Below are 24,977 nucleotides of genomic sequence, written 5' to 3'. Positions count from 1 at the left end.
TCCCGATACGCGGGCGTGAGCGGCACGACCGAGCGTTCATCGCTACTTCTTCTTCCTTGCCTTCGGCGTCGGTGCGGCGGCCGCGGACCGCGCCTCGCTCTCCAGGCGCGCCTGCCTCAGCTTCGCCGTCTTGGCTTCGCGCCGGGCGGCCTCGTCGTCGAGGATCGCGCGGGCTGCGTTGTTGGTCGTGTCTGCCTTCGACTCGGCCTTTGAACGGGCCGGCCGGAACAGGTTCTGTTGGGTGACATCGCTCATGGCGTCGTTCCTTTCCTGTCCCCGAAAAGCAAAAAGGCCGGGCGTGGGCCCGACCTCTCCAGTCGTCTCGACGATCCGCGCCGGCATATCCGCGGTCGCGGATCGAAGACGATTCCTTACGCGGCCTGCAGGTTCTCGGCAGCGCTCTTGCCGCTGCGGCGGTCCTGCACAACCTCGAAGCTCAGCTTCTGGCCTTCGACGATGGTGCGCAGGCCGGCGCGCTCGACGGCGGAGATATGGACGAAGACGTCCGAGCCGCCATTGTCGGGAGCGATGAAGCCGTAGCCCTTGGTCGCATTGAAGAACTTCACGGTACCAGTGTTCATGACGATTTCCTGTCAATCGGTCGTAGCAAATGGCTTGCCCTGCCTACGCATGGCAAACGGTTCAGATCGATTTTGAGAGAGGAAGATCGCAGACAGCGCCAGGCGCCAGAAAGAAAGTTCAACAAGCAAGATCGATGAGCGACATATAGGCGCAAACGGTGTTCGAAACAAGGCCTCGCATTTTTCGGCCTCTTGCGGCCGGACATTCGTGGTCGGCCAGATGCCCGGCCTTACCGCCTCACGGTGGCGATACGCCGGCCTTATCGCAGCCTCGTCTGCGGCAGGGGCATCTCTACCGCGTCCGCAGGCTTGTGCCTGCCGGCACGCGCCCGTTGCTCACGGCCGCGCCCGTCGTCGGCTTCGTGCAGGAATCGTCGCGGCCGTCATCGCAGGTCGCCGGCACGCAGCCAAAGGAGGCGGCGGTGGAAAATCCGGCGATCACGTTGTTGAGGCACATGACGCCGCCCGCGGCCAGCGACTCGATCCCGTAGACCGTGTCCACGCCGGTCGTCTCACCGTCCAGGATGGTGTTGTTCTGAAGGAGGATATTTTCGGAGAAATCCGACACGCCGATGCCGGCGACATAACCGCCGGCGCGCAGGCCGGCGATGAAATTGTCGCGCACCGCCACGCCCTGGCCGGCCACCACCACGATGCCGTCCGCCTCGCCCACGGCGCGCACCGACGAGATCGTGTTTCGCTCGATCACGCTGTTGGTCACGGCCGCCATGATCGGCGCCACGCCGGGCGTGACGATCTGCGGCGCGACGCCGGACGCGCTGGCCCGCGCACTTGCCCGCGAGCGGCTCGCCCGCATCGCGCGCAGCTGACTATTCACGCGGCTCGCGCCGGCCTTTGCCAGCATCCGCGTCACGCTGGTCGAGCTGATCCGCGTATCGGCCGAGTTGACGATCTGGTTGTTGCGCAACACCACTCCGTTGCCGATGGCGAAGATGCCGTAGACCAGGCTGGAATCGATCATCATGTTCTCGACCAGATGCCCCGAAGACCTTTCCGGGTCGGAGGCGAGCAGGCCGATAGTCATCATGAAGCCGCGGAAGTTGCCGTTGCGCAGCACGACATTGCGCCGCTCGAACACGCCGACGCCCATCGCAAGCGTTTCCTCGCCGGCCATGAGATTGCCGATCTTGAAGCCGTTGAAATCGATGGTGACATTGCTGGCCAGCACCTCGATCGCGATGCCGTCGCTCATGCTCAGCGAGAAGCTCTTCTTCAGGCAGTAGACGCCGGGCTGCGATATCACCGCCGGCAGCGTCGCGATCTCCGCGCAACTGACCGTCTGCGCCTGGGCCGCCTGCGAAAGCCCCAGCCAAACGACTACGAGCGCCGCCAACCTGACGATGTTCATCGAAAATCCCCCAATTCCCCAGCGTCATCCTAGCGCCGGAGCGGAGAGGAATTCAATGGCAGCTAAGGGTTTCCCGAGGGTAAAGTGCTGTGCGAACGGGATTTTTGCTGGCGCTCGCCCTGCCCGCCTTCGAGGAGACGTCCAAGGACTGGCGCTCGCAGCAGGAGTTCGCCGTCACTTTCCTCGACCGCTACGGCAACGAGATCGACCAGCGCGGCATCATCCAGCGCGATTCCGTGGCCATCGACGAAATGCCCATTTCCCTACCGTCACTGCGGAACCGAACCCTGGGGAAACTCAAGGGGCAGAAGCGGCCTTTCGGTCGGTGTGCACCCACAGCGTGCGCGGCGTGCGGCCGGCTCCGGGGCTCACCCTTTGAATGTTGGCTGGCGTGGGGGAACGACGTCCTTGAACGCGGGAAAATCCTTCCACGCTGGCTCGGGCGGTTCGCGGCCGGGCCTCGGCGCATAGATCGATGGCTCGACAAGCTGCATCGACGGCACATAGCGCGGGCAGTTGGGAAAGATCGCGCGCGCAGCGACGCGAACGATGAGCTGCGCGCCCACCGTTTCGGCGAGAAGCGGGTCGTCGCGGCTCACCGTTGCCAAGCCATTTACGCGCAGGCGCTGGGGCCTGCCATGTATGGCGATGAACAGCAGGCCGACGGCCGGATTGACGAGGATGTTGCCCAGACTCTTGAACATGCCGTTGCCGTCATAGTCCGGAAACGCGAGCTCACCCGGGCCGGTGACGCGCACGAACCCCGGCATGCCGCCCTTGAACGAGCAGTCAGGACGGCCTTCGGCGTCCGCCGTCGCTAGGAAGCAGTAGGGCATGCTCTCGATGAAGGCCCTGTCGTCGGCGGTGAACTCGGTGCGTGCGAAGCTCTCCAGCCGACCGGCGATCCGGCGGCTGTCGAACTCGTCCTGCAGCCGCCGATTTCCCTCATGAAACAGCGTCGTCATGATCCTCACTCACCCTCGGTTTCCGTTTGCAGGCGGCGACACCGGTCGGCACTGCGGGTATCGCGTGATCGTTGTGGTTGCGCCGCCGTCACCCGTGCGAATGGCCCGCGGTCGCGTAGTCGATCATTCCCTGGAAATCGACGACCACCGCCGGCTCGTCCCCGACCGTCCAGGCATCGTGCCCGCTCGGCAGCAGCGACACATCGCCCGGCCTGCAGTCGAATTCCGAGCCGTCGTCCATCTTGATCCGCAACACGCCCGCCACGTGATACTGGAAATGAGGCGCCTCGCAGCTTTTCGTCTTGGCGATCGGTTGCACGGACGTCGCCCAGCGCCAGCCTGGCTCGAACACGCCGCGACCGATCGTGGCCCCGCCCACCTTGATGAGTTCCAGGCGGCCCTTTGGAAACTCGCGCACCTCGTCGGGTTTCCCGAAATTCTTCAGCTCCGCCAATTTCGCGTTTTCGACCAGCATGGTTCGATCCTTTCCTGTTGGTGTTGTCGCGCACCCGTCCGGCGCAGGCGCGCCGCGACCTTTCCGGGCCCGCCTCACGGCGTCCGGACCGTCGATTGGACTGCCGGAAACTGTTCCGCGCTGGATTACTCGTCCCAGGCCTGGACGACCGTCTGGTCGACAATCAGCCCGTTCTCCAGCTTGAGCAGCGCTATGCAGAACACCTTCGCGCCGTCCGGATAGGTGCAGGCCTGGGTGAAGGCCATCTGCTCGCCGTCTGAGAGCGTCACATCCACGCGGTGCGTCATCGTCCGGCTGCAGATGTCGTCCCAGAAGGTTGAGATCGCGCCGCGCCCTTTGATCTCTCTCGGCGTGCTAGGCGGGTTGTTGCGGTCGACGATACGCGTCACCGCGTTGTCTGCGTAAAACGATGCGAGTGTGCGGCCGTCGCGCGCTTCAATGGCACGCTTGATCGCCGCGCCGGTGACGGGATTTGTCTTGGCAAGCATGGCGTCCTCCTGTCGCTGTAGCCGTGCCGCCCTTGCGCCGGAAGGCGTCTTTGGGGGGACGGCTTCGATCTGTTGGACGCAACCTAATCGTTCCTTCTGCGTCCCACTTCCACCGAAAGCGCCATGCCGCCGATGGCCCGATCGGGCCAGCTTCTCATTGCGCCGTCCTGCGGGCCACCAGTCCGGCGGCCGCGGCCCGCGTCGGCATGTCGAGCTTGAGGAGGATGTTTGCGACGTGCCGCTTCACCGTATGTTCGCTCAGGCCAAGTTGCACCGCGATATGCGGGTTGCTGAGGCCGTCTGCGACGAGTTCGAGAACCTCCCGCTCGCGCGGGCTGAGGATGCCGAGATCCGTCGGGCGCACCTTGCTGCGGCTCAACGGCTCCAGATGACGCTCGCTTGCCAGTGCCACGATCGGTAGGGGCTCGCGCATCCCGTCGACCGCGACGCGGCCGCGATCGAGGAATTGCAGTCCCGACCCCGAGACCAGTTCGCTCGCCAGCCGGGACAGCATGATGTCGGCGTGCCGGGCCGCGGCGGCGATCCTGTCGGCAACGTCGAGCGCTTCGCCCGACAGCGGCTCGAGCGCCATGTCGATCTCGCCGACATGGATGCCCTGAGCGATCGCCAGGCCGAGCGAGGCCGCGGTTTCCCTCAGCACGATGGCGCAGCTTGCGGCGCGGGCCGCGCCGTTGAAGCGTGCATCGATCCGGTCCGAGCCGGACCATCGGCCGTAGCCGCCGTGCCGGGTCACGATCCGCGGCAACGCTTCGCGGAAAAGCTCCATGCGCTCCTGAAGATGCCGGCTCGTCACGGCCGCAGCCAGACCGCCGGCTGTGCCGACCACTCGCGCGACCAGCAACACCGCCAGAACGCGGTCTCCGTGCGCCACGGAGCGTTCGCCCGTCAGGAACTCCTCGACAAGATCCGCGACGCTGTCTACGTCGCCCATCCAGACCGGATGGTCGCGACCGGGCAGTTCCACCAGCCTCGCATCCTTCAGGGCGCGGGCGAGCTGCCGGCTGCTCTCGACCCTGACATGCGCATCGTCGCTCCGGTGTAGCAGAAGCGCGGGCGCGGCAACGGCCGGCAGCAGGCCGCGCACGTCGAGCGCAGCACTCGTCCGCGCCTGGAGGAGCGCCGCCGTCGGGCTCGCCGACAAGCGCTCCAGACGCGCCCACCAGTCCGCGAAGGCACGGTCGTCGGCCCGGCCGGGTGCCATCCGCGCCAGACTGGCCCCCGTTCCCCAGGTGGCTTCGGTCGCCTCGACATTCGCACGCATCCGTCTCGCGTCCGCCGCCGCATCCGGAAAGAAGGCATAGCCGCCGGCGAGGACCAGCGCCCGCGTCCGCTCGGGGTAGGTCGCGGCAAACGAAATGGCCTGAGCTGCCCCGTCCGATGCGCCAAGCAGCGCCGCCCGGCCGCAGCCGGCCGCATCCATGACGGAGCGAATGTCGTCTACCAAGGCCCGCGGATCGGGCAGCGCACGCGGGTCGATACCGTCGCTGAGCCCCGAACCGCGCGGCTGGAACAGGATCAGCCGGCAGAACGCCGACAGCCGCTTGACCAGGCGGCTGTAATCGGCGTCCTCCCACAGGATTTCAAGGTTGGATGGAAAGCCCGGGATCAGCGCGAGGTCGAGCGTGCCGTGGCCGACCACCTGATAGGCGATCCTCGCCTCTCCGCTCTTCGCATACCGGGTGACGGCGGTGCGCACTTGCCTACCCCAAAAGACCAGTGACACTTCATCCTAACAGGATTCCCGACAAATCCGCAGCCTTTGCTGCGGACGGAGATACTTGGACACGAGGTCCTGCTGCCGGGGGATCGACGGGCTGCCTTCCGACCGGCTGGCACCTCACAGACGCCGCCGCTTGCCCGATCAACAATCCGTTTCCGGTCCGGAATCCGCCTTGTCCATCCGGTCAAAATAGCCGACAAGGGCCGCGCGAGGGGTCGGGGTGGGGACTGCCCCGAAATTGCCGTGCTCGGGCGCATCTATGCGGCCGCTGGCGGCGGGCTGAAGAGCTATGGACGATCGCACGGGGAAGAGACAATCGCGGGCGCCGAGAGCGACGAAGCTGCTCGAGCTCGACGCGTGGATCGATTCATCGCTCTACGACCTCGGCTTTCGCCTCGGCCAGGGGTGGGAAACCGTCACCATCTTCTTCCGCCGTTTCCGCGTCTCCGGCTGGCGGCGGGGGCTGGTGGAGCTTTTCTCCGAAGGATTCACCATGGGCGCGGCCGGTTCCGTCGTCCTTCTGGCGCTCGCCATGCCCGCCTTCGAGGAGACGTCCAAGGACTGGCGCTCGCAGCAGGAATTCGCCGTCACTTTCCTCGATCGCTACGGCAACGAGATCGGCCAGCGCGGCATCATCCAGCGCGATTCCGTGCCGATCGACGAGATGCCGGACCATGTCATCAAGGCCGTGCTCGCCACCGAGGACCGCCGCTTCTTCGAGCACTACGGCATTGATTTCCTCGGCCTGTTCCGCGCCATGGGCGAGAACGTGCGCGCCAATTCCGTCGTCCAGGGCGGCTCGACGCTGACGCAGCAGCTCGCCAAGAACCTGTTCCTGTCCAACGAGCGCACCATCGAGCGCAAGGTCAAGGAGGCGTTCCTGGCCGTCTGGCTGGAGATGAACCTCACCAAGAAGGAAATCCTGCAGCTCTATCTCGACCGCGCCTATATGGGCGGCGGCACCTTCGGCATCACCGCGGCGGCCGACTTCTATTTCGGCAAGGGCATCAAGGAAGTGAACCTCGCCGAGGCCGCGATGCTGGCCGGCCTGTTCAAGGCGCCGGCCAAATATGCCCCGCACATCAACCTGCCCGCCGCACGCGCCCGGGCCAATGTCGTGCTGACCGCGATGGTCGACGGCGGCTTCCTCACCGAGGGCCAGGTGCTGGTGGCGCGGCGTAACCCGGCCACTCCGGTCGACCGCGGCGACACCCAGCGGCCGGACTATTTCCTCGACTGGGCCTTCGACGAGGTCAAGCGCATCGCGGCGGCCGCGCCCTCGCATTCGCTGGTTGCGCGCACCACGATCGACCTCAACCTCCAGCGGGCGGCGGAAGAGTCGCTCGAATTCCACCTGCGCCAGTTCGGCAAGGATTACGGCGTCAAGCAGGGCGCGATCGTCGTGCTCGACCATTCGGGCGCGGTGCGGGCGATCGTCGGCGGGCGCGACTATGGCGAGAGCCAGTTCAACCGCGCCACCAAGGCCGAGCGGCAGACCGGCTCGTCGTTCAAGCCCTATGTCTATGCGACCGCGATGGAAATGGGGTTCAAGCCGGAGTCGGTCATCTCCGATGCGCCGATTTCGTGGGGCAACTGGTCGCCGAAGAACTATTCGCGCGGCTATTCGGGCCGCATGACGCTGGCCACCGCGCTGATCAAGTCGATCAACACCGTGCCGGTCAGGCTCGCCAAGGAGCACCTCACCATCGCGCCGATCAAGAAGCTCACCGAGGACATGGGCGTTGAATCGCCCGTCTTCTCCGACAAAACAATGGTGCTCGGCACCTCCAGCCTGACCGTGATGGACCAGGCGACGGGCTATCAGGTCTTCGCCGACGGCGGCATGGCCGGCACGCGCCACGGCATCACGCAGATCACCACCCATTCGGGCGAGATCGTCTACGACCACGGCCGCGACGCCTCTCCCCCGCACCGGGTGCTGTCGGAACAGGCGGTGGCCTCGATGAACAGTATTCTCGTTCAAATCCCTGAGACGGGAACCGCGCGCCGTGCAGCACTGCCGGGCATACGGAGCGCGGGCAAGACGGGCACGACCCAGGCTTACAAGGATGCCTGGTATGTCGGCTTCACCGGCAACTACCTGGCGGCCGTCTGGATGGGCAACGATGAATCGACGCCTACCCGCAACATGACCGGTGGTTCGCTGCCGGCGATGACCTGGCAGCGGCTGATGGCCTATGCGCACCAGAACGTCGAGCTGAAGCCGATCCCGCTGATCGACAATCCCTTCATCGACAAGCCCAAGGAGCCGGCGGTGGCCGCGGCCAAGCCTGCGGAGAACGCCGCCCCCGCCCCGGAGCTGCCGCGTTCCCTGTCCGCCGAGACGACGTCCTTCCTGATGTCGCTGTCGAAGCGATTCGAGGAGGCTCCGAAGATCGCGCCGCCCGCCAGCGAGACCCTGTCGGCCTTGTGACCCGCCCTTGCCTGCCCCCGCGCGGCCGCGTTAGACCGGTCGCCGTTTCCCTCCGGCCCGCCTGACCCGATGCTCCGCGATGCCCTGACCATACTCCTGTCGTCGGTGATCGCCGTGGGTGGCGGCGCGGCCAGCGCGTGGTATGCGCTGGAGAGCGCGGAAGGCGTCGGCGCGCTCACCGTGCGCGGCTGGACCGCCTATCCCAATGCCGGCTCGCCCGACGCCGATCCCTATTCGAAGGCGCGCGTCGCCCGCGAGGCCGACCTGCCGCTCGGCCGCGCCGAGGGCATCGCCTTCACCACCGGCCGCGATTCGGGCGGGGAGCCGCTGCGGCTGTTCTGCACCTACCGTGTCGAGGGCCAGGTGCCCTCCGCCCGCTTCTGGACGTTGCATGTCACAGGCGAAGGCGTCGCCCGCGCGGCGGCGCTGTCCTCGCAGGCGCTGATGCGGGAGAGCGACGGCTCCGTCGTGGTCACCGCGAGCCGCCAACCCTCCCCGGGCAACTGGCTCGCCCTGTCCGGCGACGGCATGATGGCGCTGGTGCTCACCCTCTACGACACGCCCGCGGCCTCCAACGAGGACATCGCCGGCACCGAGCTGCCGCAGGTTCTGAGGGTCGGCTGCAATGGCTAGGCTTCTCTATGCCGTGCTGATCGGACTTGTGGGCGCGGGCATCGTGCACATCGCGATCGTCTTCCTGATCCCGTTCTACTCCGAGCGCGATTCATGGGCGCTCGTGTCCGAGGCGGGTCCGCCTTACGTGATCCACCGGCTCGACCGCGCCGGCCCTGCGGCCAAGGCGCTCGCGAATGCCGATCCGATGTTCGAGGTGGCGGCCTGCCGGTTCGACCTCGATGACGGCTCGGTTCATGTCTTCTCGCCGGGGCACGTTCCTTACTGGTCGCTGTCGGTGTTCGACCGGCGAGGCCAGAACGTCTTCAGCCTCAGCGACCGCACCGCCACCGGCGGCATCCTCGACGTGGTGGTGGCGAAACCGCTGCAGCTGATCGAGCTTCGCAAGGCGATGCCGGCGAACTACGAGAACGCCGTCTTCGTGGAGACCGACATTTCGGAAGGCATGGTCATCCTGCGCAGCTTCGTGCCGGATCCGAGTTGGCGGCAGACCGTCGAGCGCCACATCTCCGCCGCGCGCTGCGAGACGGGAGCGGGCTGACGGCGTCAGTGGGGAAGCGTGGCCTGCTGCGAGCCTAGCTGGCGGTCGTCACCCTTCGCTTCGACCTTTCGCGCCTCGCCCGACGCGGAGCGCTCGTAGCGCACGCCGGTGAAGAACACCACCTGGGCCGGGCCACTGCCCTCCCTTGGTCTGGAAATCGTCGACTGTCTCGGCCGGAAATTCAGTATGGTCGCCATTCGATCCGCCTTTCTGGATGCACACTCCTTGCGACTGCAACTCAACCTCTCATCGATGAGACGCCCATACGGTTAACGGACTGCTAACGGATCATCTCTAAACTGAAGAATGCCCCGTGAAATCCGCCGTTTGCGGTCGTTCACGCCAGTTCCGCGTCGAGTATCAGCAGCGTCCGTGTCCAGTTCAGACTTCAGAGAGATCGCCATACGCGGCGAGGAGGGCAAGGCCGAAAGGCTTTTCCGCGCCTCCGTCTCCGCCTTCTGCGCCCTCACCCGGCCGACACGGCAGAACGCAGTCCAGCTCGACGATCTCACCCTGCCCCTCTACGATCAGGTTTCGGCGGAAGCCCGCCGCTACGTCGCCGCCGCATTGTCGGAATGCCGGCCCGCACCCGCCGGTCTGGTCCGGCGTCTCGCAGCCGAGCCGCTCGAAATCTCCGCCCCGATCTTGATGCGGTCGCGCGCGCTGAAGGATGTCGATCTGATCGGCCTGATTGCCCGCCACGGCATCGGCCATGCGCGCGCCATCGCCAACCGCGCTTCCCTCAACCCGGCGATCGCCCGGCTCATCCGTGCGCTGGAAGCGGCCTCTGCCGCGCAGGCAGCGGTGGACGCAGAGCCGAATCAGCCGCCATCGCTGGAGGAAGAGATCGTCCTGTCGCCCAGCGCCGAGACGGCGATCCCGCGCCCCTCCGGCGCGGCCGAGGGCGCACGCGCCAGGCTGCGCGCGATGATGGCTGTCGGCGGCGAGGCAAAGCCGACGCTTTCCGATCCCGAGGCCCAGCCGGCTCCGACCGGCTACGGCAAGCTGCGCGATACGGCGCTCACCGGCGTGCCCGCCCTGTTCCAGACCGCGCTCGCCGACACCGCCGACATCGCGTACACGCAGGCCCGGCCGCTGTCGCAGCGCGCCCTGCGGCGGTCGCTGGTCCTGGTGCTGCGCGGTCTCGGTCTGAGCGTCGAGCAGGCCTTCCTCGTGGTCAGCGCCATAGACCCGAATGCCCACCCGCATGCGGAAGCGATCCGCCTGTTCGTCGAGCACTACAATCTCATCCATGTCGAGGCCGGCCGCGACGAGATCCGCCGGCTCAAGGCCGAGAGCGTCGCCGCGCTGGTGCGGCGGCAGGCCGACGCCGAAGCCGTCGCCGGTGAAGCGCGGCTTCTCAGGGCCTCTTGATCACGGCTTCATGAGGGGAAAGAGGTCGGCGTCCGGCCGTCCCGGCTCGATCTCGACCAGCCACAGGTCCGGATCGAAGCGGCTCTCCTTCGCCAGCCGCTCGTCGATCCGCGCACCGTCGGTGGTCCGCATCAGTTCCACGAACAGCCGGTCGTCGGGCCGCGCATCGTCATAGCCGGTCTGCGGCGCCGGGCCGTAGAGGGTCGCCTCGCCCATCCTGTCGCGCGTGACGATGAAGATCGCGCCGGCGCTGTCGCCGCCGCGGCGCAGCACGGCGCCGAAGCCGCCTTCGCCGAAGGCCCGACGCAACAGGGCCGAGACCCAGAGATCGCTGGTGACGCGCATGGCCTTCCCTGCGCGGGAAAGCTCAGTTGGTCAAGCCGATCTGGCGCATCTTGACCAGCAGCTTCTCGTCCGGCTCGCCGGTCACCGGCAGTCCGAACAGCGACTGGAACTCGCGGATAGCCGTCTTGGTCTTCAACCCGAGCTTGCCATCGAGCTCGATTCCGTCGTTGCCGAAAGCCTTGAGCCCGGCCTGTATCTTGAGCACGTCTTCGCGCGGCGGCTGCGCAATGACCGCGGCCACGGGTTCGACGCGGGCGGGCCTCGGCGCTGGCGGCGGCGGCAATGCGTCGTCCGTCTTCTGCGGCGCGCGCCGCGCCATCAATTCGTCGAGCAGGCTCTGGTCGATCTCACCCGATGGATCGAGCCCGACCAGCTTCTGATAGTCCGCGATCGCCTTCTTGGTCTGCGGGCCGGCGATGCCGTCCACGGAGCCGGTATAGAGGTTCAGGTCGCCGAGAATGTCCTGCACCTGCTGCACGGTCGGGTCCGCCGGCAGGCGCGGCGCGGCCGCGGGAGGCGGTGCGGCGGAGTGTTCTTCCTCCTCGTCCTGGAACGGGTCGGTCTCCGGCAGCGGCGCAACGTAGTTCGGCATCTCGCGGGTGATGAAGAAGGCGCTCGCATGCGGTTGCGGCTGGTACCACAGCGCGTTGGCCGAGACGTAGAACAGCGTCACCAGGAAAGCGGTGGTGCCGCCGACCAGGACGGGATTGCGCGAGATCGCAGCCCCGGCCGCATAGATGCCGTCGCGCAGGAAGGCGCCGACGGGGCTGTCTTCTTCAAGCCGACTTTCGGAACGTCGCACCGTCGTACTCCTCAACCTCCGTGTCCTGCGCCTTCGGCTCGGGCGTGGTCATCACTGCATGCTCCTCGATCGGCAGGGTCACGCTCACCACCGTGCCGGCGCCCGGCGAGCTCTGGATCGACATCGCACCGCCATGCAGCGCCACCAGGCCCTTGGCGATGGAAAGCCCCAGCCCCGCGCCGTCGAACTGGCGGGTATAGTCGTTATGCACCTGTACGAATGGCCGGCCGAGCCGCGCAAGGTCCTCCTCGTCGATGCCGATGCCGGTGTCGGCCACCTCGAAGGTGATCATGCGGCCGTGGCGGCGCGCGTCGAGCTTCACCGAACCGCCGCGCGGCGTGAACTTCACCGCGTTGGAGAGCAGGTTGATCAGGATCTGCTGCACCGCGCGTCGGTCGGCGCAGATTTCGCCCACGGCCGGCGTGACGCGGTTGGAGAGCTCGACCGACTTCTCGGCCGCCTGCAGCGCCAGCATCGCATGGCAGGTGGACGCGGCCTCGGCGAAGCGAAACGGCTCCGGCCGGATCGGATAGGCGCCCGATTCGATCTTCGAAACGTCGAGGATCGAGTTGACCACGCTCAGCAGATGGCCGCCGGAATCGCGGATCAGGCAGGCATATTCCTTCTGGCGCGGATCGGTGAAGCGGCCGACCATCTCATAGGCCAGCATGTCGGAGAAGCCGATGATGGCGTTGAGCGGCGTGCGCAGCTCGTGGCTCACGGCGGCGAGGAAGCGCGCCTTGGCGACGTCGCTGCCGGCGGCCTGCTCGCGCGCTTCTGCCAGTTCGTGCCGCAACGCCTCCACCTTGCCGTTGCCGCGCAGCACCAGCAGGCGCGGCGACCCGCCGTGCAGCTCGGCCGCGAAGCTGCGGAAAGTGCCTGCGCTGTCACCCGCCACGCGGATGCGCAGCTCGAAGTCCGTATGGCCGCGATCGGCATCCGCCAGCGCGCGCATCAACTCGACCCGGTCGCTCACATGCACGCGCTCGAAGAAGCCTTCGCCGAGCAGCAGTTCGGGCGCGACGCCCAGCAGCGCCTCGCTGCGGCCGCCGACATCGGTCGTGTCGCCGCTGCGGGCGATCCGCAGCACCACGGCGTCGAGCACGTCCTCGACCGCCGTTTCGCGCGGCTGGCGCAACGCCTCGATTTCCTCGCGTATGGCGCTCGCCAGGCGCGGCGCGGCGATGGCGCCATAGGCCAGCGGCACGAGCCAGTGCCACGCGCTGAAGGCAGGGGCCGGCGCAAGGCCGAGCATTCCGATGACGGGCTGCGCGACGATCGCCACGGCGGCGGCGACGCCGCCCCAGACGAGCGCCCTGCGGCTGCGCATGACCCACCAGGATTCGAAGGCGAGCGCGCCTGCGATCAGCATCACGGGGGAGGACAGGCCACCCGCGCCGGCGATCGCCACGGCCAGCAGCATGGTCGCGGCCGCGAGCGCCGCCGAGGCCGCGTTGGGGAGGTCGGCGCGCGTCGCGACATAGGCGATGCTCGCCCAGGCCATCATGAAGCCCAGCGTCAGGATGCCGAAGCTCAGATCGCGCGGCAGGCCGGCGGCGAACACGGTCGGCCAGACACCCGCGAGCACGAAGGGGCCGGCAAGCAATACGGCGATAAGGCGCCGTTGGCGCGCGCGCTCGAGACCCCCGACGGTGGGGGCGACGAGACGGTCGCAGCTCGCGGCCATTCCTGCCGAAAACCCGATGACGCTGGACGCAACTGAACTCAAACCGGTCTACCCGAGACACTTCCGCAGAGCGGATCTGCTTCCTTGGACCGACCCTCGCACCCACCGTTTAAAGAATGAATAAGGCGGACCCGTTTCCGTCTCCGCGAGGGCCGAAACACCGGCCTTGAGGATGGCGGAAAGACGCGAAGTGCCGTCATGGTAAACGCGGCGTTATGCCCGTCCGACCGTCCGGAAACGGCGCGATCTCGTCTCCGCTACGGCGCACCAGAGAAGAATATCTAATTTCTTCAACAGCTTATATGGTTAATCCGAAGTTAAGCCATCGATTCAAGTTTTCATCGTTTTTGAATCAAATCCGGATGTTTCGAATTTGATGCGAATTCGCGCCAAATCGTCGCTTTCGCTGCAAGCCGCCATTTGCGCGTCGGTGCGACAGTCGTTGCGTCAAGGGCGCATTGCATCTGCAAAAACGCCCGAAAACGAACCGGCACGGGGACTGCGACGATGGGCTTTCTGATCCGCTGCGCTTTCTGGCTTTCGCTCGTTCTGCTGATCATTCCGTTCGGCGGCTCCGGCGGAAATGAGACGGCCGAATCGGTCGGGCCGATCCAGGCGCTGTCGGCGGCGCGCGAGGCGGTCGGCGACATCAGCGGCATCTGCGAGCGCAAGCCGGATGTCTGCGTCACCGGCAAGGCCGCGCTCCACACCATCGGTGTGCGGGCCCGCGAGGCCTCGCGTATCGCCTTCGAACTGCTGGACGACAAGTTCGGCGAGCCGGACGCGACGACCACCGGAACAGTGCCGGCGGCACAGACCGATCCGGCCGCGGCTTCCGAGGAAGCCAAGCCCGAATAGGCTTTGCCGGCGCGGCCATTGTGACGGCCGCCCCTTTCGACCTATATGCAGGGCATGAGCGATACGGCACTCAACCCGGGCATCCAGCAGATCTTCGACGATTTCGAATTCCTCGAAGAGTGGGAGGATCGTTATCGCTACGTGATCGATCTCGGCCGCGACCTGCCCGCCTTCCCCGAATCGGCCCGCACGCCGCAGAACAAGGTCCAGGGCTGCGTCAGCCAGGTCTGGCTCGAGACCACGCGCGGCGACGGGCCTGATCCGGTTATGCGCTTCATCGGCGATTCGGACGCGCATATCGTGCGCGGCCTCGTCGCGATCATGCTGGCGCTGTTCTCAGGCCGCCGGGCGAGCGAGATCGCGCGCATCGACGCCGAGGCGGTGCTGAAGCGCCTCGGGCTCGACGAGCACCTGACGCCGCAGCGCGCCAACGGCCTGCGCTCGATGGTGGCGCGCATCCGCCGCGACGCCGCGGCGGCCGCCGCCTGATCAGCCGCCGATCGACGGCCGATAGCCCTCGCTGCCCCATGACAGGATCTGCCGGCGCTTGTTCCCTGTCGCCGCCGGCTGGTAGTGCCGCGACAGCGCGCCAAGCGCGGCCTTGAGCATCAGCTTGGCGGAGCGGACCGGCCAGCTGCGCTCGGCCTCAACCGTCTCCAGCCCCTTCAGGAAGCAGCAGACGTCGATCAGCACGCCGGACAGCTCCGGGCCGACCTCCTCGACTGCACGCTCCACCCGCCCCCTTGCCGCGATCGCCCCGTCGGACAGGTCGGCAGATGAGCCGGCGCGGCGGCCTGTCGCGATCGGCTGCTCCCAATTGGCGCCGAGCCGCGGCAGCATCTGTGCGCGCGTATAGTCGGCGCGCAGCCGCTCGCCGGCCTCGAACTCCCGTCTGGTCAGGAAGGCGTCCCCGTTCCGGGTCTTAAGCTGCATCAGTTGCCTGAGCGGCGATTCAGCCAGGTTTACCAGGGTGATCGCACGGCCGTCCGGCGTCTCGACGTCGTCGAGCTCCAGATCCCGGCGCCGCGCCTCGAATGGATTGGACCCGCCCTCCCTGCGCAACAGCGCCCTGCCCGGGACCGTGAGCATCAACACCTCTCCGCGACGCCGGACGAGCGCCTCGCGAGCCAGCGTGCGCAGGACCGCGGGGTCGGGCACGGTGCAGCCCGCCTTCGGCATCGGTGAGCACGATGTCCCGCGGCCCGTCGCCCGCTTCGACGCGGCATTTTCCGTCGGCGATGGCGCGGAGCGTCAGCCATTTTGCAGTCTTGTCGTTCGCCATCTCAATAGGCTCCGTCACGGTTGCGAAGTGCTGCGCACGCCACGCGCTCGGTCATGGCGACGATCCGGTCGAACTCGCCGTCTTCGCGCATGTCCTCCACCAGGTGGCAGGCATGCAGCACCGTCGTGCGGTCGCGGCCGAAGCCCCTGCCGACCTCGTTCATCGACAGGCCGAGAGCTACATGGGCGACATACATGGCGATCTGGCGGACCCGCGCCACGGAATGCGAGGAGCGGCCGGGATGCCGCAGGTCGCGGCCGCTCACGTTGAAGAGTGCTGCCGCGATGTCGATCATGCATTCGCAGAGCTCGATGTTCCGCTCGATGCGATGGACGGAGCGGACCTGAGGGAATCGCAGGGGCGGCGGTTCGGGCGCCTCGTTCGGATCTCTGCGCAAGGCCTGTATCGTCGCCACTCCGTTCCCTCCATCCGTTATAGGAATTTCTTCCCGTTATAGGAATTTCTTCTTATATCGGCGGCGCGCGGAGGTGTGAACAGAAATAGGAAAGTTTTCCCTCATTGGATTCTTCGTTGCTTTGATTCCATTGAGAAATCAGGCGCAAGCATTCGCTGGGCGCAACGAATCTATCCGCGCCCTCCGCCGCTCGAACGAAGCTCCGGCCGACAGTCACGGAGCGACCAGATGAGTGAATTTGCGTTGGAAGCCAGCCGGTTTCGGCAGCAGAAGGACGAGTTCGAGCGGCAGGCCCGGCAGACAGCCGCCTTCTTCCTGATCTCAGGTATCGATCTTGCGGCAGCACTTGCAGCGACAGGCATCGAGCGTCGCCGGATCGCGGCGCGCATTGCTCGGCTCATGGAGCGCGAGCGGCTCAAAGGTATGCGCAGGCACTGGAGTTACGATCTCAACCGCCACATCGCGCTCAAGCAGGCGCTCGACCGGCTGGCGGCGCAAGACCCGCGGTCGGAGGAGGCGGGATCACCGCAGGAGACCACCCGGCAAAAACAAACCCGCCCGCAGCACTGGCTGCGAGCGGGTTGAACGTCCTCGGGCAGCCCGATGCCCGAATTCGCGATGCTTATTTGCGCTTGCGGCCGAGCCCCATCTTCTTCGCCAGCTGCGAGCGCGCGGCGGCGTAGTTCGGCGCGACCATCGGGTAGCTCGGATCAAGGCCCCACTTCTCGCGGTAGGCGTCGGGGGTCAGCCCGTAATGGGTCATCAGGTGACGCTTCAGCGACTTGAACTTCTTGCCGTCTTCCAGGCAGACCAGATACTCGTCGTGGATCGACTTCTTCGGGTTGACGGCCGGCTTCTGCTTCTCGGCCGGCGGCGCCTCCACGGTCCCGCCGACGCGCCCGAGCGCGGCGTGAACGTCCGCAATCAGATTCGCAAGCTCGGAAACGGGAACAGGATTGTTGCTCACATAGGCGGCGACAACGTCCGCCGTGAGTTCGATCAGCGTGTCGCCGCTCCTTAGGCTGCTTTCGTTGATGTCCATTGCAGTGCCCCTTAGCTAGTACGTCAGGATGATTTTGGGCTTTGTCTGTATCCGCCGGGATTGCGGGGACGCGGAACAGAGTGCCCTTCGATTCGCAATCCCCGCGCAACAAATGGAGTGAGCAACAGTATAAGTCAATTACGAAATCGAATTTCTCACCAGAGTCTTCCAAGTCAGTCCAGATCAAATTGATCTGCAAAATCGCTTTCACAACTTCCGCGCGTCGAGACCGCCAGAATGAACAAGTCGTGCAAGTCAGCTGGAAACATTTGTTAACAAAATGCAAACTTGTGGTTTCATTCAGAATTATGGCGCGCAGCTGGGGAAACTGCACCGGATTCTTGATCGATGCACGCGCAAAGGCCCGGAAGGCGCTGGCCTTCCGGGCCTTTTCGTGTTTCAGCCGCGAGAGCGCGTTCCGACCGTCAGTGCGGGCGGATGTATTTGCCGTAGACCCAGCCGGTGGTGAAGTCACCGTCGTTTTTCGGATCGTGCCAGACCTCGCACCAGCGATAGCGCACGGCCTGCTTCTGCGCCCATTCAGACTTGCCGGAGATGTCGAACAGGTTCAGTCCGTCGGTGCAGCGGCCGGTCATCTGCAGCACGGTGCCGTTGGGATAGGCCGACTGCTTCTGCGAATAGCTGGCTGGATACTTGCGGACGTTGAGGGTATCGCCCCAGGAGACGTCGGTCACCTGCCAGGCTGAGAAAGCGGCGGCGTGGCCATCGCCCGCGGCTGCGGCGACGGCGAAGAAGAGAGATGCGGCGAGCAGAGTGCGCTTCATGATGATGTCCTCCATGTTTCGGGCTGTATCGGTGTCGGTTGTTTCGCGCCCATGCCGTCAGAACTAATTTCTGTTACTTGAACCCCTCCTGATCCCTCCGTTCATTCCGCATTCAACAGCGAAAGACCGCCTGATGACGAAGAGCCCCTTCCCGGACCTGCCCGCCCCGGTCACCGAGCGCCGCCCCGTCGAAGACACCCGCCACGGCATCACCCGGGTCGACGAATTCGCCTGGCTGCGCGCCGACAACTGGCAGGAGGTGTTCAAGGACCCGGCCGTGCTCGACCCGGCGATCCGCAGGCATCTGGAGGACGAGAACGCCTACCAGACCGCGCTGATGGCTGACACGGCGGAACTGCGGAAGGTGCTGTTTGCCGAGATGAAGGGCCGCATCAAGGAGGACGATTCCTCCGTGCCGATGAAGGACGGCCCCTATGCCTACGGCTCGTCCTACAAGAAGGGCGGCGAGCAGCCGCGCTTCTTCCGCACCCCGCGCGAAGGCGGCCCGGAGGACATCTATCTCGACGGCGACCTGGAAGCCGGGACCAAGGCCTATTTCCGCATCGGCGGCGTCGACCATTCCTTCGACCACCGCAAGCTTCTGTGGGGCGTCGACGACAAGGGCTCCGAGTTCTACACGCTGCGCGTCCGTGACCTCGACACCCGTGCGGACCTTGCCGACACGGTCGCCGACACCGGCGGCGGCGGCGTATGGGACGCGGCGGGCGACGGCTTCTTCTACGCCCGGCTCGACGCCAGCCACCGCCCGTCAAAGCTCTTCTACCACCGCCTCGGCACCGACGCGGCGGCCGACCGGCTGGTCTACGAGGAGACAGATCCGGGCATGTTCATGAATGTCGGCGGCGCGCGCAACAATGACTGGATCTTCGTCGTCATCAATGACCACGAGACCACCGAATACCGCATCCTGCCCGCAAACGACCCGTCCGCCGAGCCGAAGATCGTCGCCCCGCGCGAGCCAGGCCTGCAATACGAGGTCGAGGAAGGCGGCGACGAGTTCTTCATCCTCACCAATGCCGACGGCGCCAAGGACTTCAAGATCATGTCCGCGCCGGCCTCCGACCCGTCGCGCGCCAACTGGCGCGAGGTCGTGCCGCACGAGCCCGGCCGCCTGATCCTCTCCGTCATGAGCTTCCGCGACTTCCTGGTGCGGCTGGAGCGCAAGGAAGGGCTGCCGCGCATCGTCGTGCGCGAACGCGCCTCCGGTGCGGAGCACATGATCGCCTTCGACGAGGAGGCCTATTCGCTCGGCCTCGGCGGCTCCGCCGAATACGACACGACCGTGATCCGCTTCTCCTACTCCTCGATGACCACGCCCGGCCAGGTCTACGACTACGACATGGCGACCCGCGAACGCGTCCTGCTCAAGACCCAGGAAGTGCCCTCCGGCCACGATCCGGACCACTACGTCACCCGCCGCGTCATGGCGCCTGCGCCTGACGGAGAGACGGTCCCCGTGTCGCTGCTCTATCACCGCGACACGAAGCTCGACGGCACCGCGCCGCTCTTGCTCTACGGCTACGGTTCCTACGGCATCACCATCCCGGCCGGCTTCAACACCAACTGCCTGTCGCTGGTCGACCGCGGCTTCGTCTACGCCATCGCCCATATCCGCGGCGGCAAGGACAAAGGCTATGGCTGGTACGAGGACGGCAAGCGCGAGAAGAAGGTCAACACCTTCACCGACTTCATCGCCGCCGCCCGTCATCTCGTGGCGGAGAAGTTCACCGCGCACGACCGCATCGTTGCGCAGGGCGGCTCTGCCGGCGGCATGCTGATGGGCGCAGTCGCCAACATGGCGCCCGACGCCTTCGGTGCGATCGTCGCCGAAGTGCCCTTCGTCGACGTGCTGACCACCATGCTCGACGACACGCTACCGCTCACCCCGCCCGAATGGCCCGAATGGGGCAATCCGATCGTCTCGGAGGCGGACTACCGCACCATCCTCTCCTACAGCCCCTACGACAACGTCGCGGCCCTGCCCTATCCCCCGATCCTGGCGGTCGCCGGCCTCACCGACCCGCGCGTCACCTACTGGGAGCCGGCGAAGTGGGTGGCCCGGCTACGCGAGCGCTCGACGTCGAAGAATCCGGCCCTCTTCCGCATCAACATGGACGCCGGGCACGCCGGCGCGTCGGGCCGTTTCAGCCGCCTGGAGGAGATCGCCTACACCTACGCCTTCGCGCTGAAGGTCACCGGGAAGGACCACGTGCCGCCGTCGTCGTGAGCCTTCCTCCGGGCGCCGGGAGACGCCTCCGCGTGATTCCGGCGGCCATCTGGGCGATGAGGATATTTTAACGATTGGCTGACGCACCGCGAACAAGCGGTGCGTCAGGATTTCTCTGATATTCCAGTACCTTATACCATTTCCGTCGCTAGGTTGGAGAGTAAGCGGCGACGTTCGCCGTTAACCTTTGATTAACCATCTCGCCCATATTTGGTCGACGCAACAGAGCGTTAACCAAGATGACCGAATCGCTAACAGACAACCGTCCGATCCGCCTCAAGGGCCGGTCCTTCCTGGCCCTGACGCTCTCCCCCGAACTCCCGATAGAAGACTGGCTCGCGCGGCTCGACGATCTTGCATCGCGCTCCGCCGGCTTCTTCCTCAACCGGCCCGTCGTGCTCGACCTCGAAAACGTCGACATCACCAAGGCCGGCCTCGCCGAGCTGATCGCCGAGCTCGGCAAGCGCAATGTCTGGATCATGGGCATCGAGGGCGCGCGCCCGTCGCTCATCGGCCCCGGCATGCCGCCCGCCATGAAGGGCGGCCGCCCCGGTCCCGACTTCGAGACCCCCTCCGAGGAGGCCGCCAGCGAAGCGCAGGCTGAAGAGCCGGCCGCCGCCCCCTCGGCGCAGATCGACATCCGGCCGGCCCGTTCCGTGCCCTCTATCATCATCCGCGAGCCGGTGCGCTCCGGCCAATCGGTCGTCTTCCCCGAGGGCGACGTCACCATCATCGGCTCGGTCGCCTCGGGCGCCGAGATCGTGGCCGGCGGCTCGATCCACGTCTACGGCACGCTGCGCGGCCGCGCTCTCGCCGGCACCGTGGGCAACGTCTCGGCGCGCATCTTCTGCCGCAAGCTCGAGGCCGAGCTTCTGGCGATCGACGGCCTCTACAAGACGGCCGAGGACATGGACAGGAAGCTGCGCGGCCAGGCCGTGCAGTTCTGGCTCGAAGGCGACGCCATCATGGCGGAAACACTGAACTGAGACGGCAGGAACAGGGGGACAGGAGAGACACATGGCAAAGGTTATCGTAGTCACATCGGGCAAGGGCGGCGTCGGCAAGACGACGTCGACGGCGGCGCTGGGAGCCGCGCTCGCGCAGCGCGGCGAAAAGACAGTCGTCATCGATTTCGACGTCGGCCTGCGCAATCTCGACCTGGTGATGGGTGCTGAGCGCCGCGTCGTCTACGACCTCGTCAACGTCGTGCAGGGCGACGCCAAGCTTCCCCAGGCGCTGATCCGCGACAAGCGGGTCGAGACGCTCTTCCTGCTGCCCGCCTCCCAGACCCGCGACAAGGACGCGCTCACCGCCGAGGGCGTCGCCAGTGTCATGGAGACGCTGAAGAAGCACTTCGACTGGATCATCTGCGACAGCCCGGCGGGCATCGAGCGCGGCGCCACGCTCGCCATGCGCCATGCGGACGCGGCTGTCATCGTCACCAATCCGGAAGTCTCGTCGGTGCGCGATTCGGACCGCATCATCGGCCTGCTCGATTCGAAGACGCTCAAGGCCGAGAACGGCGAGCGGATGGAGAAGCACCTGCTTCTCACCCGCTACGACCCCGCCCGCGCCGCCCGCGGCGACATGCTCAAGGTTGACGACGTGCTCGAGATCCTCTCGATCCCGCTCATCGGCATCATCCCGGAATCGATGGACGTGCTCCGCGCCTCGAACCTCGGCACGCCGGTCACGCTGGCCGATGCCCGCAGCGCGCCGGCCATGGCCTATGCGCAGGCGGCCCGCCGCCTCGCCGGCGAGACCATCCCGGTCACCATCCCGGGAGAGAAGCGCAGCATCCTGGCAAAGATGTTCGGAAGGAGGGCGGCATGAGCCTGTTCACGTTCTTCAACCGCAAGGGCTCGGCGCCGGCTGCGCGCGAGCGCCTGCAGATCCTGCTCGCCCATGAGCGGGTCCATATCGGCGGCCAGTCCGACCTCGTGACGATCCTGCGCGAGGAGATCCTCGCCGTCGTCGCCAAGCACGTGACGATCGATCCGGAGAAGGTGAGCGTCACGATGGAGCGCGGCGACAAGGTCTCCACCCTCGAAGTCGACATCGAGATCCCTCTCCATGCCGAGAAGAAGGTGGAGAAGAAGAAGGCCGCCTGATCTTCGAACTGGCGGGGGACACCGCCCGGAACGATCCCAACCGGCGGCGATGCCGCGGTCGGGCGCGTTCCCAAAGAAGGAGACGAAACATGACCCGTGGCGCCCTGCTCGTGCGGCTGCAGGAACTTCAGCGGCTGCCGAAGTTCCAGAACCGCGACATCTGCACCATCAGTGCGGTGCTGTCGAAAGACGCGCTCGAAAAACACGTCGAGCATTGCGAACGCGCCGCCGGCCTCGCCCCGGGCGAGCCGAGGCAGGCCGCCGCCTGACGGCGTTCCCGGCGAGCTACGTTCCCCGCTGCGCTATGGCTTCCACAGCGCCTTGGGGATCGTCACGTGCACGCCGAAATTGCCGTCGGCGACCTGCGTGACGCCGAAATCGGCGCCGAGGGACAGCAGGCAGTTCGCCTCCTCTTCGTTCAGGCTGTGATGTTCCATCAGGAAGCGCCTCGCCTGACGGAAGGTATTGCGCATCGCAAGGTCGATCGAGGACCGCTGGTAGACCTTCGACTGCGCGTCGCGGCCCAGCTCGCGCAGATAGTTGGGATAGCTGAAGCTCTGGATGACCCAGTGCGTCTCCGTCTCGATGAGCGGGCCGCTCAACGCGCGCAGGAACGGCTGTGTCTCGGCCGTCATCTTGTGCAGGGTCAGACGGATGTCGGCGGTGAGCGAGCATTCCAGCCCTGTGCCGTTGGCCTCGCCGTCGCCTTGGGCGAAGTGGCCGTCGCCGATCGAGAGCAGCCCTCCGGGCACCGAAACCGGAAGGAAGATGCGGCTTCCTTTTCCTAGCCGCCAATTGTCGATGTTGCCGCCGAAATAGCCCGGCGGGATCGAATCGACCAGGTCGTCCTCGCGTGGTGCCAGCGCGACCACGCCGAAATGCAGCCGGGCGGGGATTTCGATCCCGCTCAGGGCCCGCCAGTTCTTCGTGACGGTGCCATGGTCGACCACGATCCCCGGATAGTCCATCGTCTCGTGGACGACGCCGGACGGGTCCGTCTGCGCGGTCCAGCGATAGTTGTAGAGAGGCCGCGCCACGTCAGGCTTGGCAAGGTCGATCTCGAAGATCGTGACGGTTTCGCGCCGCGCGCCGGGCACGATCGGATCCTGATACTGGTAGCCCCACCACGCCGAGGCGTTTGAGGCGAAGGCTTTGCCCGCGAACTGGGGATTGGCGCTGGGGCGCGGCCGGATGTCGAGGAACTCCACCTCGATCGTGTCGCCCGGTTCCGCACCGCGCACGAAGATCGGTCCCGTAAGGATGTGGACGCCGAACCCTTCGCCCGCCCCGCGGCCGAAGATCGAGGCGTTCATCGGCCCGGCGCCGCGCCGGTCGACGGCCTTGGTCTCCTTCGTCCAGGCGAAAACGCTCTCGGCGCCCGTATCGCCGAGGATCATGCGCTCGAAATCGTCTCCGGCGTGCTGCGTCAGCGTCTCGACGGTCACCGTCGCGCCCGGCAGGACAGTGAGCACCGGCGGCAGGTTCTTGCTGAGATAGCCCCAGTGGACCGACTGTGCGCTTGCCGGCAGGTGGAAGTCCGTCTGCTTCTGCAGGCTTTCGGAAGCGAACAGGTTGCTGTCGGGACCGATGCTGCGACCACGCCCGAGCAGCGGCAGGACGAGCCGGCCCGTCGGTCGGTGCAGCGGCTTGCCCCGTTGCAGCGGGCGGGTATCGTCGGCCCCGCCGGTCCCGACGCGCCGCATGTCACGCGGCGTCTGGCCGTAGGCGGCGCTGAACGCCCGGCTGAAATAGGCTTGGTCGCGGAAGCCCCAGCGCTGGGCGATCGTTCCCACGTTCTCGCGGCCGCGCGCGGGATCGGCCAGTTCCGCCCGGCAGCGCTCCAGCCGCAGCCGGCGGACGTAGTCCGAGAAGCTCTCGCCATGCTGCTCGAACAGGCGCTGGACGTAACGCGTGGACAGGCCCTCCTGCCGGGCGAGATCCTGGATCGACAGCCCCTGCTCGCCGAGCCGGCGTTCGACCGCCGCCGCCACCCTGCGGAAATTCGCACGCTGCACGTCGGTCCGCTCGTCGCCGGAGCCCCTCGTCTCGGCCAGCAGCGCGCTCGTCACCAATTCGGTGACAGCGATCTCGGCCGCGGCGAAATCGCCCGGATCGAGCGAGCGAAGGTTCATCGCCAGCGTGCGCAGCACCGGCCGCGCCGCCGACGCCGCCACGCTCGCGCCGAGCACGGTCGGAAAGGCCACGCGGTTCCGCCCGAGCCGCGCTGCGACCGCGCCGCGCGGCAGGTCGAGCGTCAGCAGCGAGAAGTCGCCGCGCATGTCCAGCCGTGTCTCGCCCGTCGGGGCTAGCACCGTCAGGTCGCCCTCGGCGAGTTCGAAGGAGCGGCGCGCGCCGGACAGGCGCCCGCGCCCGGCCAGAACCAGGATCAGCATCAGGCTGTCGGGCTGGAGACTTCGCCCGTCGAAGCCGAACTCCTGGTCGCGGCCCGACACCATCGCCATTCTCGTTCCGCCAGGCGAGGTGAAGGAGACGAGAGTGCCGGTCCCCAGCTGCCCGGAATCGATCAGCGGCGCCAGCCCCATTTCGAGCAGCTGGTCGCGCCATATGGTGAAGCGGCCGTCCGTGGGCACCGCGTCGAGGTTGAGCTGCGCTACCGTCATCGGGTCCAATCATACGCGTTCATACCTGTGTCGAACACTAACCCGAAATTCTTCGCGGATATTTGTTCCCACGCGTCGATAGTTTTGACTTTCACCCACACCTGAACGCACCCGAAAAAGCCGCGTGCGTCGCAACTCATTGATATAAAATCACATTCTCTCCACCCGCTGGAGTTTCGA

The 24,977-nt window shown here is 66.4% G+C and carries 28 protein-coding genes; 12 read left to right on the top strand and 16 right to left on the bottom strand.

What is annotated here, in order from left to right; all coding sequences use genetic code 11:
- Nucleotides 1-42 precede the first annotated feature (42 nt).
- The 7 genes from LRS09_RS20080 to LRS09_RS20050 form a co-directional block, all read right to left on the bottom strand.
- A complete protein-coding gene (locus LRS09_RS20080) occupies nucleotides 43-255 on the bottom strand; it encodes a hypothetical protein (RefSeq protein ID WP_257808647.1) in 213 nt (70 codons plus the stop codon).
- 116 nt (nucleotides 256-371) lie between these two features.
- Complete coding sequence (locus tag LRS09_RS20075; RefSeq protein WP_257808646.1) at nucleotides 372-581, bottom strand: cold-shock protein; 210 nt, start codon at nucleotides 579-581, stop codon at nucleotides 372-374.
- Between the two features lie 292 nt (nucleotides 582-873).
- Nucleotides 874-1,950, bottom strand: coding sequence for a right-handed parallel beta-helix repeat-containing protein (locus tag LRS09_RS20070; RefSeq protein ID WP_257808645.1), 1,077 nt, complete (start codon nucleotides 1,948-1,950; stop codon nucleotides 874-876).
- Nucleotides 1,951-2,318: 368 nt separating this feature from the next.
- Complete coding sequence (locus LRS09_RS20065) at nucleotides 2,319-2,915, bottom strand: pyridoxamine 5'-phosphate oxidase family protein (protein WP_257808644.1); 597 nt, start codon at nucleotides 2,913-2,915, stop codon at nucleotides 2,319-2,321.
- Between the two features lie 88 nt (nucleotides 2,916-3,003).
- Nucleotides 3,004-3,390 (bottom strand): cupin domain-containing protein, encoded by a 387-nt coding sequence (locus LRS09_RS20060; RefSeq protein ID WP_257808643.1) that lies wholly within the window; start codon nucleotides 3,388-3,390, stop codon nucleotides 3,004-3,006.
- Nucleotides 3,391-3,515: 125 nt separating this feature from the next.
- Nucleotides 3,516-3,878: a nuclear transport factor 2 family protein gene (locus LRS09_RS20055; RefSeq protein WP_257808642.1), complete on the bottom strand. Its 363-nt coding sequence runs from the start codon at nucleotides 3,876-3,878 to the stop codon at nucleotides 3,516-3,518.
- A gap of 154 nt (nucleotides 3,879-4,032) precedes the next feature.
- Nucleotides 4,033-5,595 carry an alpha/beta fold hydrolase gene (locus tag LRS09_RS20050; protein WP_257808641.1) on the bottom strand — a complete coding sequence of 521 codons (1,563 nt, stop codon included), beginning with the start codon at nucleotides 5,593-5,595 and terminating at the stop codon, nucleotides 4,033-4,035.
- Between the two features lie 313 nt (nucleotides 5,596-5,908).
- On the opposite strand from LRS09_RS20050, the gene LRS09_RS20045 reads away from it, so the two are divergent.
- From LRS09_RS20045 to LRS09_RS20035, 3 genes are all read left to right on the top strand, one after another.
- Nucleotides 5,909-8,053: a transglycosylase domain-containing protein gene (locus tag LRS09_RS20045; RefSeq protein WP_257808640.1), complete on the top strand. Its 2,145-nt coding sequence runs from the start codon at nucleotides 5,909-5,911 to the stop codon at nucleotides 8,051-8,053.
- 69 nt (nucleotides 8,054-8,122) lie between these two features.
- Nucleotides 8,123-8,686, top strand: coding sequence for a DUF1214 domain-containing protein (locus tag LRS09_RS20040; RefSeq protein WP_257808639.1), 564 nt, complete (start codon nucleotides 8,123-8,125; stop codon nucleotides 8,684-8,686).
- Nucleotides 8,679-9,227: a DUF1254 domain-containing protein gene (locus tag LRS09_RS20035; RefSeq protein ID WP_257808638.1), complete on the top strand. Its 549-nt coding sequence runs from the start codon at nucleotides 8,679-8,681 to the stop codon at nucleotides 9,225-9,227. Before LRS09_RS20040 ends, LRS09_RS20035 begins: the two co-directional genes overlap by 8 nt.
- Before the next feature lie 5 nt (nucleotides 9,228-9,232).
- Here the strand turns inward: LRS09_RS20035 and LRS09_RS20030 are convergent, their stop codons facing one another.
- Nucleotides 9,233-9,424 carry a hypothetical protein gene (locus LRS09_RS20030; protein ID WP_257808637.1) on the bottom strand — a complete coding sequence of 64 codons (192 nt, stop codon included), beginning with the start codon at nucleotides 9,422-9,424 and terminating at the stop codon, nucleotides 9,233-9,235.
- 175 nt (nucleotides 9,425-9,599) lie between these two features.
- Here LRS09_RS20030 and LRS09_RS20025 point away from each other — a divergent pair, with 175 nt between their 5' ends.
- Complete coding sequence (locus LRS09_RS20025) at nucleotides 9,600-10,601, top strand: hypothetical protein (protein ID WP_257808636.1); 1,002 nt, start codon at nucleotides 9,600-9,602, stop codon at nucleotides 10,599-10,601.
- Here the strand turns inward: LRS09_RS20025 and LRS09_RS20020 are convergent, their stop codons facing one another.
- The 3 genes from LRS09_RS20020 to LRS09_RS20010 are packed head-to-tail and all read right to left on the bottom strand — an operon-like array spanning nucleotide 10,602 to nucleotide 13,435.
- Nucleotides 10,602-10,946, bottom strand: a complete 345-nt coding sequence (locus tag LRS09_RS20020) for a DUF1491 family protein (protein ID WP_257808635.1) — start codon at nucleotides 10,944-10,946, stop codon at nucleotides 10,602-10,604.
- Between the two features lie 22 nt (nucleotides 10,947-10,968).
- The gene (locus LRS09_RS20015) at nucleotides 10,969-11,748 is read right to left on the bottom strand and encodes a peptidoglycan-binding protein (protein WP_257808634.1); all 780 of its coding nucleotides are present in this window, start codon (nucleotides 11,746-11,748) and stop codon (nucleotides 10,969-10,971) included.
- Nucleotides 11,723-13,435, bottom strand: a complete 1,713-nt coding sequence (locus tag LRS09_RS20010) for a HAMP domain-containing sensor histidine kinase (protein ID WP_257808633.1) — start codon at nucleotides 13,433-13,435, stop codon at nucleotides 11,723-11,725. Before LRS09_RS20010 ends, LRS09_RS20015 begins: the two co-directional genes overlap by 26 nt.
- A gap of 507 nt (nucleotides 13,436-13,942) precedes the next feature.
- Between LRS09_RS20010 and LRS09_RS20005 the strand changes: the two genes are divergently transcribed.
- The gene (locus LRS09_RS20005) at nucleotides 13,943-14,293 is read left to right on the top strand and encodes a DUF5330 domain-containing protein (protein WP_257808632.1); all 351 of its coding nucleotides are present in this window, start codon (nucleotides 13,943-13,945) and stop codon (nucleotides 14,291-14,293) included.
- 54 nt (nucleotides 14,294-14,347) lie between these two features.
- Entirely contained in the window at nucleotides 14,348-14,782 is a 435-nt protein-coding gene (locus LRS09_RS20000) for a SufE family protein (protein WP_257808631.1), read from the top strand.
- On the opposite strand, the gene LRS09_RS19995 is transcribed toward LRS09_RS20000, so the two are convergent.
- Complete coding sequence (locus LRS09_RS19995) at nucleotides 14,783-15,382, bottom strand: DUF6456 domain-containing protein (RefSeq protein ID WP_257808630.1); 600 nt, start codon at nucleotides 15,380-15,382, stop codon at nucleotides 14,783-14,785.
- A gap of 194 nt (nucleotides 15,383-15,576) precedes the next feature.
- Nucleotides 15,577-15,990: a helix-turn-helix domain-containing protein gene (locus LRS09_RS19990; RefSeq protein WP_374684862.1), complete on the bottom strand. Its 414-nt coding sequence runs from the start codon at nucleotides 15,988-15,990 to the stop codon at nucleotides 15,577-15,579.
- Between the two features lie 228 nt (nucleotides 15,991-16,218).
- On the opposite strand from LRS09_RS19990, the gene LRS09_RS19985 reads away from it, so the two are divergent.
- Entirely contained in the window at nucleotides 16,219-16,575 is a 357-nt protein-coding gene (locus tag LRS09_RS19985; RefSeq protein ID WP_257808628.1) for a cytoplasmic protein, read from the top strand.
- A gap of 37 nt (nucleotides 16,576-16,612) precedes the next feature.
- Here the strand turns inward: LRS09_RS19985 and LRS09_RS19980 are convergent, their stop codons facing one another.
- Nucleotides 16,613-17,032 carry a MucR family transcriptional regulator gene (locus tag LRS09_RS19980; RefSeq protein ID WP_085464613.1) on the bottom strand — a complete coding sequence of 140 codons (420 nt, stop codon included), beginning with the start codon at nucleotides 17,030-17,032 and terminating at the stop codon, nucleotides 16,613-16,615.
- A 425-nt stretch (nucleotides 17,033-17,457) separates the two neighbouring features.
- Complete coding sequence (locus LRS09_RS19975) at nucleotides 17,458-17,817, bottom strand: SH3 domain-containing protein (protein ID WP_257808627.1); 360 nt, start codon at nucleotides 17,815-17,817, stop codon at nucleotides 17,458-17,460.
- A gap of 133 nt (nucleotides 17,818-17,950) precedes the next feature.
- Between LRS09_RS19975 and LRS09_RS19970 the strand changes: the two genes are divergently transcribed.
- The 5 genes from LRS09_RS19970 (at nucleotide 17,951) to LRS09_RS19950 (ending at nucleotide 22,445) form a co-directional block, all read left to right on the top strand.
- Entirely contained in the window at nucleotides 17,951-20,065 is a 2,115-nt protein-coding gene (locus LRS09_RS19970) for a S9 family peptidase (protein ID WP_257808626.1), read from the top strand.
- Between the two features lie 239 nt (nucleotides 20,066-20,304).
- Nucleotides 20,305-21,051 carry a septum site-determining protein MinC gene (gene minC, locus LRS09_RS19965; protein WP_257808625.1) on the top strand — a complete coding sequence of 249 codons (747 nt, stop codon included), beginning with the start codon at nucleotides 20,305-20,307 and terminating at the stop codon, nucleotides 21,049-21,051.
- Nucleotides 21,052-21,082: 31 nt separating this feature from the next.
- A complete protein-coding gene (gene minD / locus LRS09_RS19960) occupies nucleotides 21,083-21,898 on the top strand; it encodes a septum site-determining protein MinD (protein ID WP_257808623.1) in 816 nt (271 codons plus the stop codon).
- Nucleotides 21,895-22,176, top strand: a complete 282-nt coding sequence (gene minE / locus LRS09_RS19955; RefSeq protein WP_257808622.1) for a cell division topological specificity factor MinE — start codon at nucleotides 21,895-21,897, stop codon at nucleotides 22,174-22,176. Before minD ends, minE begins: the two co-directional genes overlap by 4 nt.
- Nucleotides 22,177-22,265: 89 nt before the next feature.
- Nucleotides 22,266-22,445, top strand: coding sequence for a hypothetical protein (locus tag LRS09_RS19950; protein ID WP_257808621.1), 180 nt, complete (start codon nucleotides 22,266-22,268; stop codon nucleotides 22,443-22,445).
- A 33-nt stretch (nucleotides 22,446-22,478) separates the two neighbouring features.
- Here LRS09_RS19950 and LRS09_RS19945 read toward each other — a convergent pair whose 3' ends face one another.
- The gene (locus LRS09_RS19945; RefSeq protein WP_257808620.1) at nucleotides 22,479-24,797 is read right to left on the bottom strand and encodes an acetamidase/formamidase family protein; all 2,319 of its coding nucleotides are present in this window, start codon (nucleotides 24,795-24,797) and stop codon (nucleotides 22,479-22,481) included.
- Nucleotides 24,798-24,977: the final 180 nt, after the last annotated feature.

Origin of the sequence: Mesorhizobium sp. J428, assembly GCF_024699925.1 — a bacterium.
Classification (GTDB): Bacteria; Pseudomonadota; Alphaproteobacteria; order Rhizobiales; family Rhizobiaceae; genus Mesorhizobium_A.
Note: the sequence above shows the minus strand (reverse complement) of the source record. Positions and strands in the feature narration are given on the sequence as shown.

Excerpts from the sequence above, each read along its gene's own strand:
- LRS09_RS20080 (WP_257808647.1), bottom strand. The coding sequence starts at position 255 with ATGAGCGATGTCACCCAACAGAACCTGTTCCGGCCGGCCCGTTCAAAG.
- LRS09_RS20075 (WP_257808646.1), bottom strand. The coding sequence starts at position 581 with ATGAACACTGGTACCGTGAAGTTCTTCAATGCGACCAAGGGCTACGGC.
- LRS09_RS20070 (WP_257808645.1), bottom strand. The coding sequence starts at position 1,950 with ATGAACATCGTCAGGTTGGCGGCGCTCGTAGTCGTTTGGCTGGGGCTT.
- LRS09_RS20065 (WP_257808644.1), bottom strand. The coding sequence starts at position 2,915 with ATGACGACGCTGTTTCATGAGGGAAATCGGCGGCTGCAGGACGAGTTC.
- LRS09_RS20060 (WP_257808643.1), bottom strand. The coding sequence starts at position 3,390 with ATGCTGGTCGAAAACGCGAAATTGGCGGAGCTGAAGAATTTCGGGAAA.
- LRS09_RS20055 (WP_257808642.1), bottom strand. The coding sequence starts at position 3,878 with ATGCTTGCCAAGACAAATCCCGTCACCGGCGCGGCGATCAAGCGTGCC.
- LRS09_RS20045 (WP_257808640.1), top strand. The coding sequence starts at position 5,909 with ATGGACGATCGCACGGGGAAGAGACAATCGCGGGCGCCGAGAGCGACG.
- LRS09_RS20040 (WP_257808639.1), top strand. The coding sequence starts at position 8,123 with ATGCTCCGCGATGCCCTGACCATACTCCTGTCGTCGGTGATCGCCGTG.
- LRS09_RS20035 (WP_257808638.1), top strand. The coding sequence starts at position 8,679 with ATGGCTAGGCTTCTCTATGCCGTGCTGATCGGACTTGTGGGCGCGGGC.
- LRS09_RS20030 (WP_257808637.1), bottom strand. The coding sequence starts at position 9,424 with ATGGCGACCATACTGAATTTCCGGCCGAGACAGTCGACGATTTCCAGA.
- LRS09_RS20020 (WP_257808635.1), bottom strand. The coding sequence starts at position 10,946 with ATGCGCGTCACCAGCGATCTCTGGGTCTCGGCCCTGTTGCGTCGGGCC.
- LRS09_RS20010 (WP_257808633.1), bottom strand. The coding sequence starts at position 13,435 with ATGGCCGCGAGCTGCGACCGTCTCGTCGCCCCCACCGTCGGGGGTCTC.
- LRS09_RS20005 (WP_257808632.1), top strand. The coding sequence starts at position 13,943 with ATGGGCTTTCTGATCCGCTGCGCTTTCTGGCTTTCGCTCGTTCTGCTG.
- LRS09_RS20000 (WP_257808631.1), top strand. The coding sequence starts at position 14,348 with ATGAGCGATACGGCACTCAACCCGGGCATCCAGCAGATCTTCGACGAT.
- LRS09_RS19995 (WP_257808630.1), bottom strand. The coding sequence starts at position 15,382 with ATGCTCACGGTCCCGGGCAGGGCGCTGTTGCGCAGGGAGGGCGGGTCC.
- LRS09_RS19985 (WP_257808628.1), top strand. The coding sequence starts at position 16,219 with ATGAGTGAATTTGCGTTGGAAGCCAGCCGGTTTCGGCAGCAGAAGGAC.
- LRS09_RS19980 (WP_085464613.1), bottom strand. The coding sequence starts at position 17,032 with ATGGACATCAACGAAAGCAGCCTAAGGAGCGGCGACACGCTGATCGAA.
- LRS09_RS19975 (WP_257808627.1), bottom strand. The coding sequence starts at position 17,817 with ATGAAGCGCACTCTGCTCGCCGCATCTCTCTTCTTCGCCGTCGCCGCA.
- LRS09_RS19970 (WP_257808626.1), top strand. The coding sequence starts at position 17,951 with ATGACGAAGAGCCCCTTCCCGGACCTGCCCGCCCCGGTCACCGAGCGC.
- minC (WP_257808625.1), top strand. The coding sequence starts at position 20,305 with ATGACCGAATCGCTAACAGACAACCGTCCGATCCGCCTCAAGGGCCGG.
- minD (WP_257808623.1), top strand. The coding sequence starts at position 21,083 with ATGGCAAAGGTTATCGTAGTCACATCGGGCAAGGGCGGCGTCGGCAAG.
- minE (WP_257808622.1), top strand. The coding sequence starts at position 21,895 with ATGAGCCTGTTCACGTTCTTCAACCGCAAGGGCTCGGCGCCGGCTGCG.
- LRS09_RS19950 (WP_257808621.1), top strand. The coding sequence starts at position 22,266 with ATGACCCGTGGCGCCCTGCTCGTGCGGCTGCAGGAACTTCAGCGGCTG.
- LRS09_RS19945 (WP_257808620.1), bottom strand. The coding sequence starts at position 24,797 with ATGACGGTAGCGCAGCTCAACCTCGACGCGGTGCCCACGGACGGCCGC.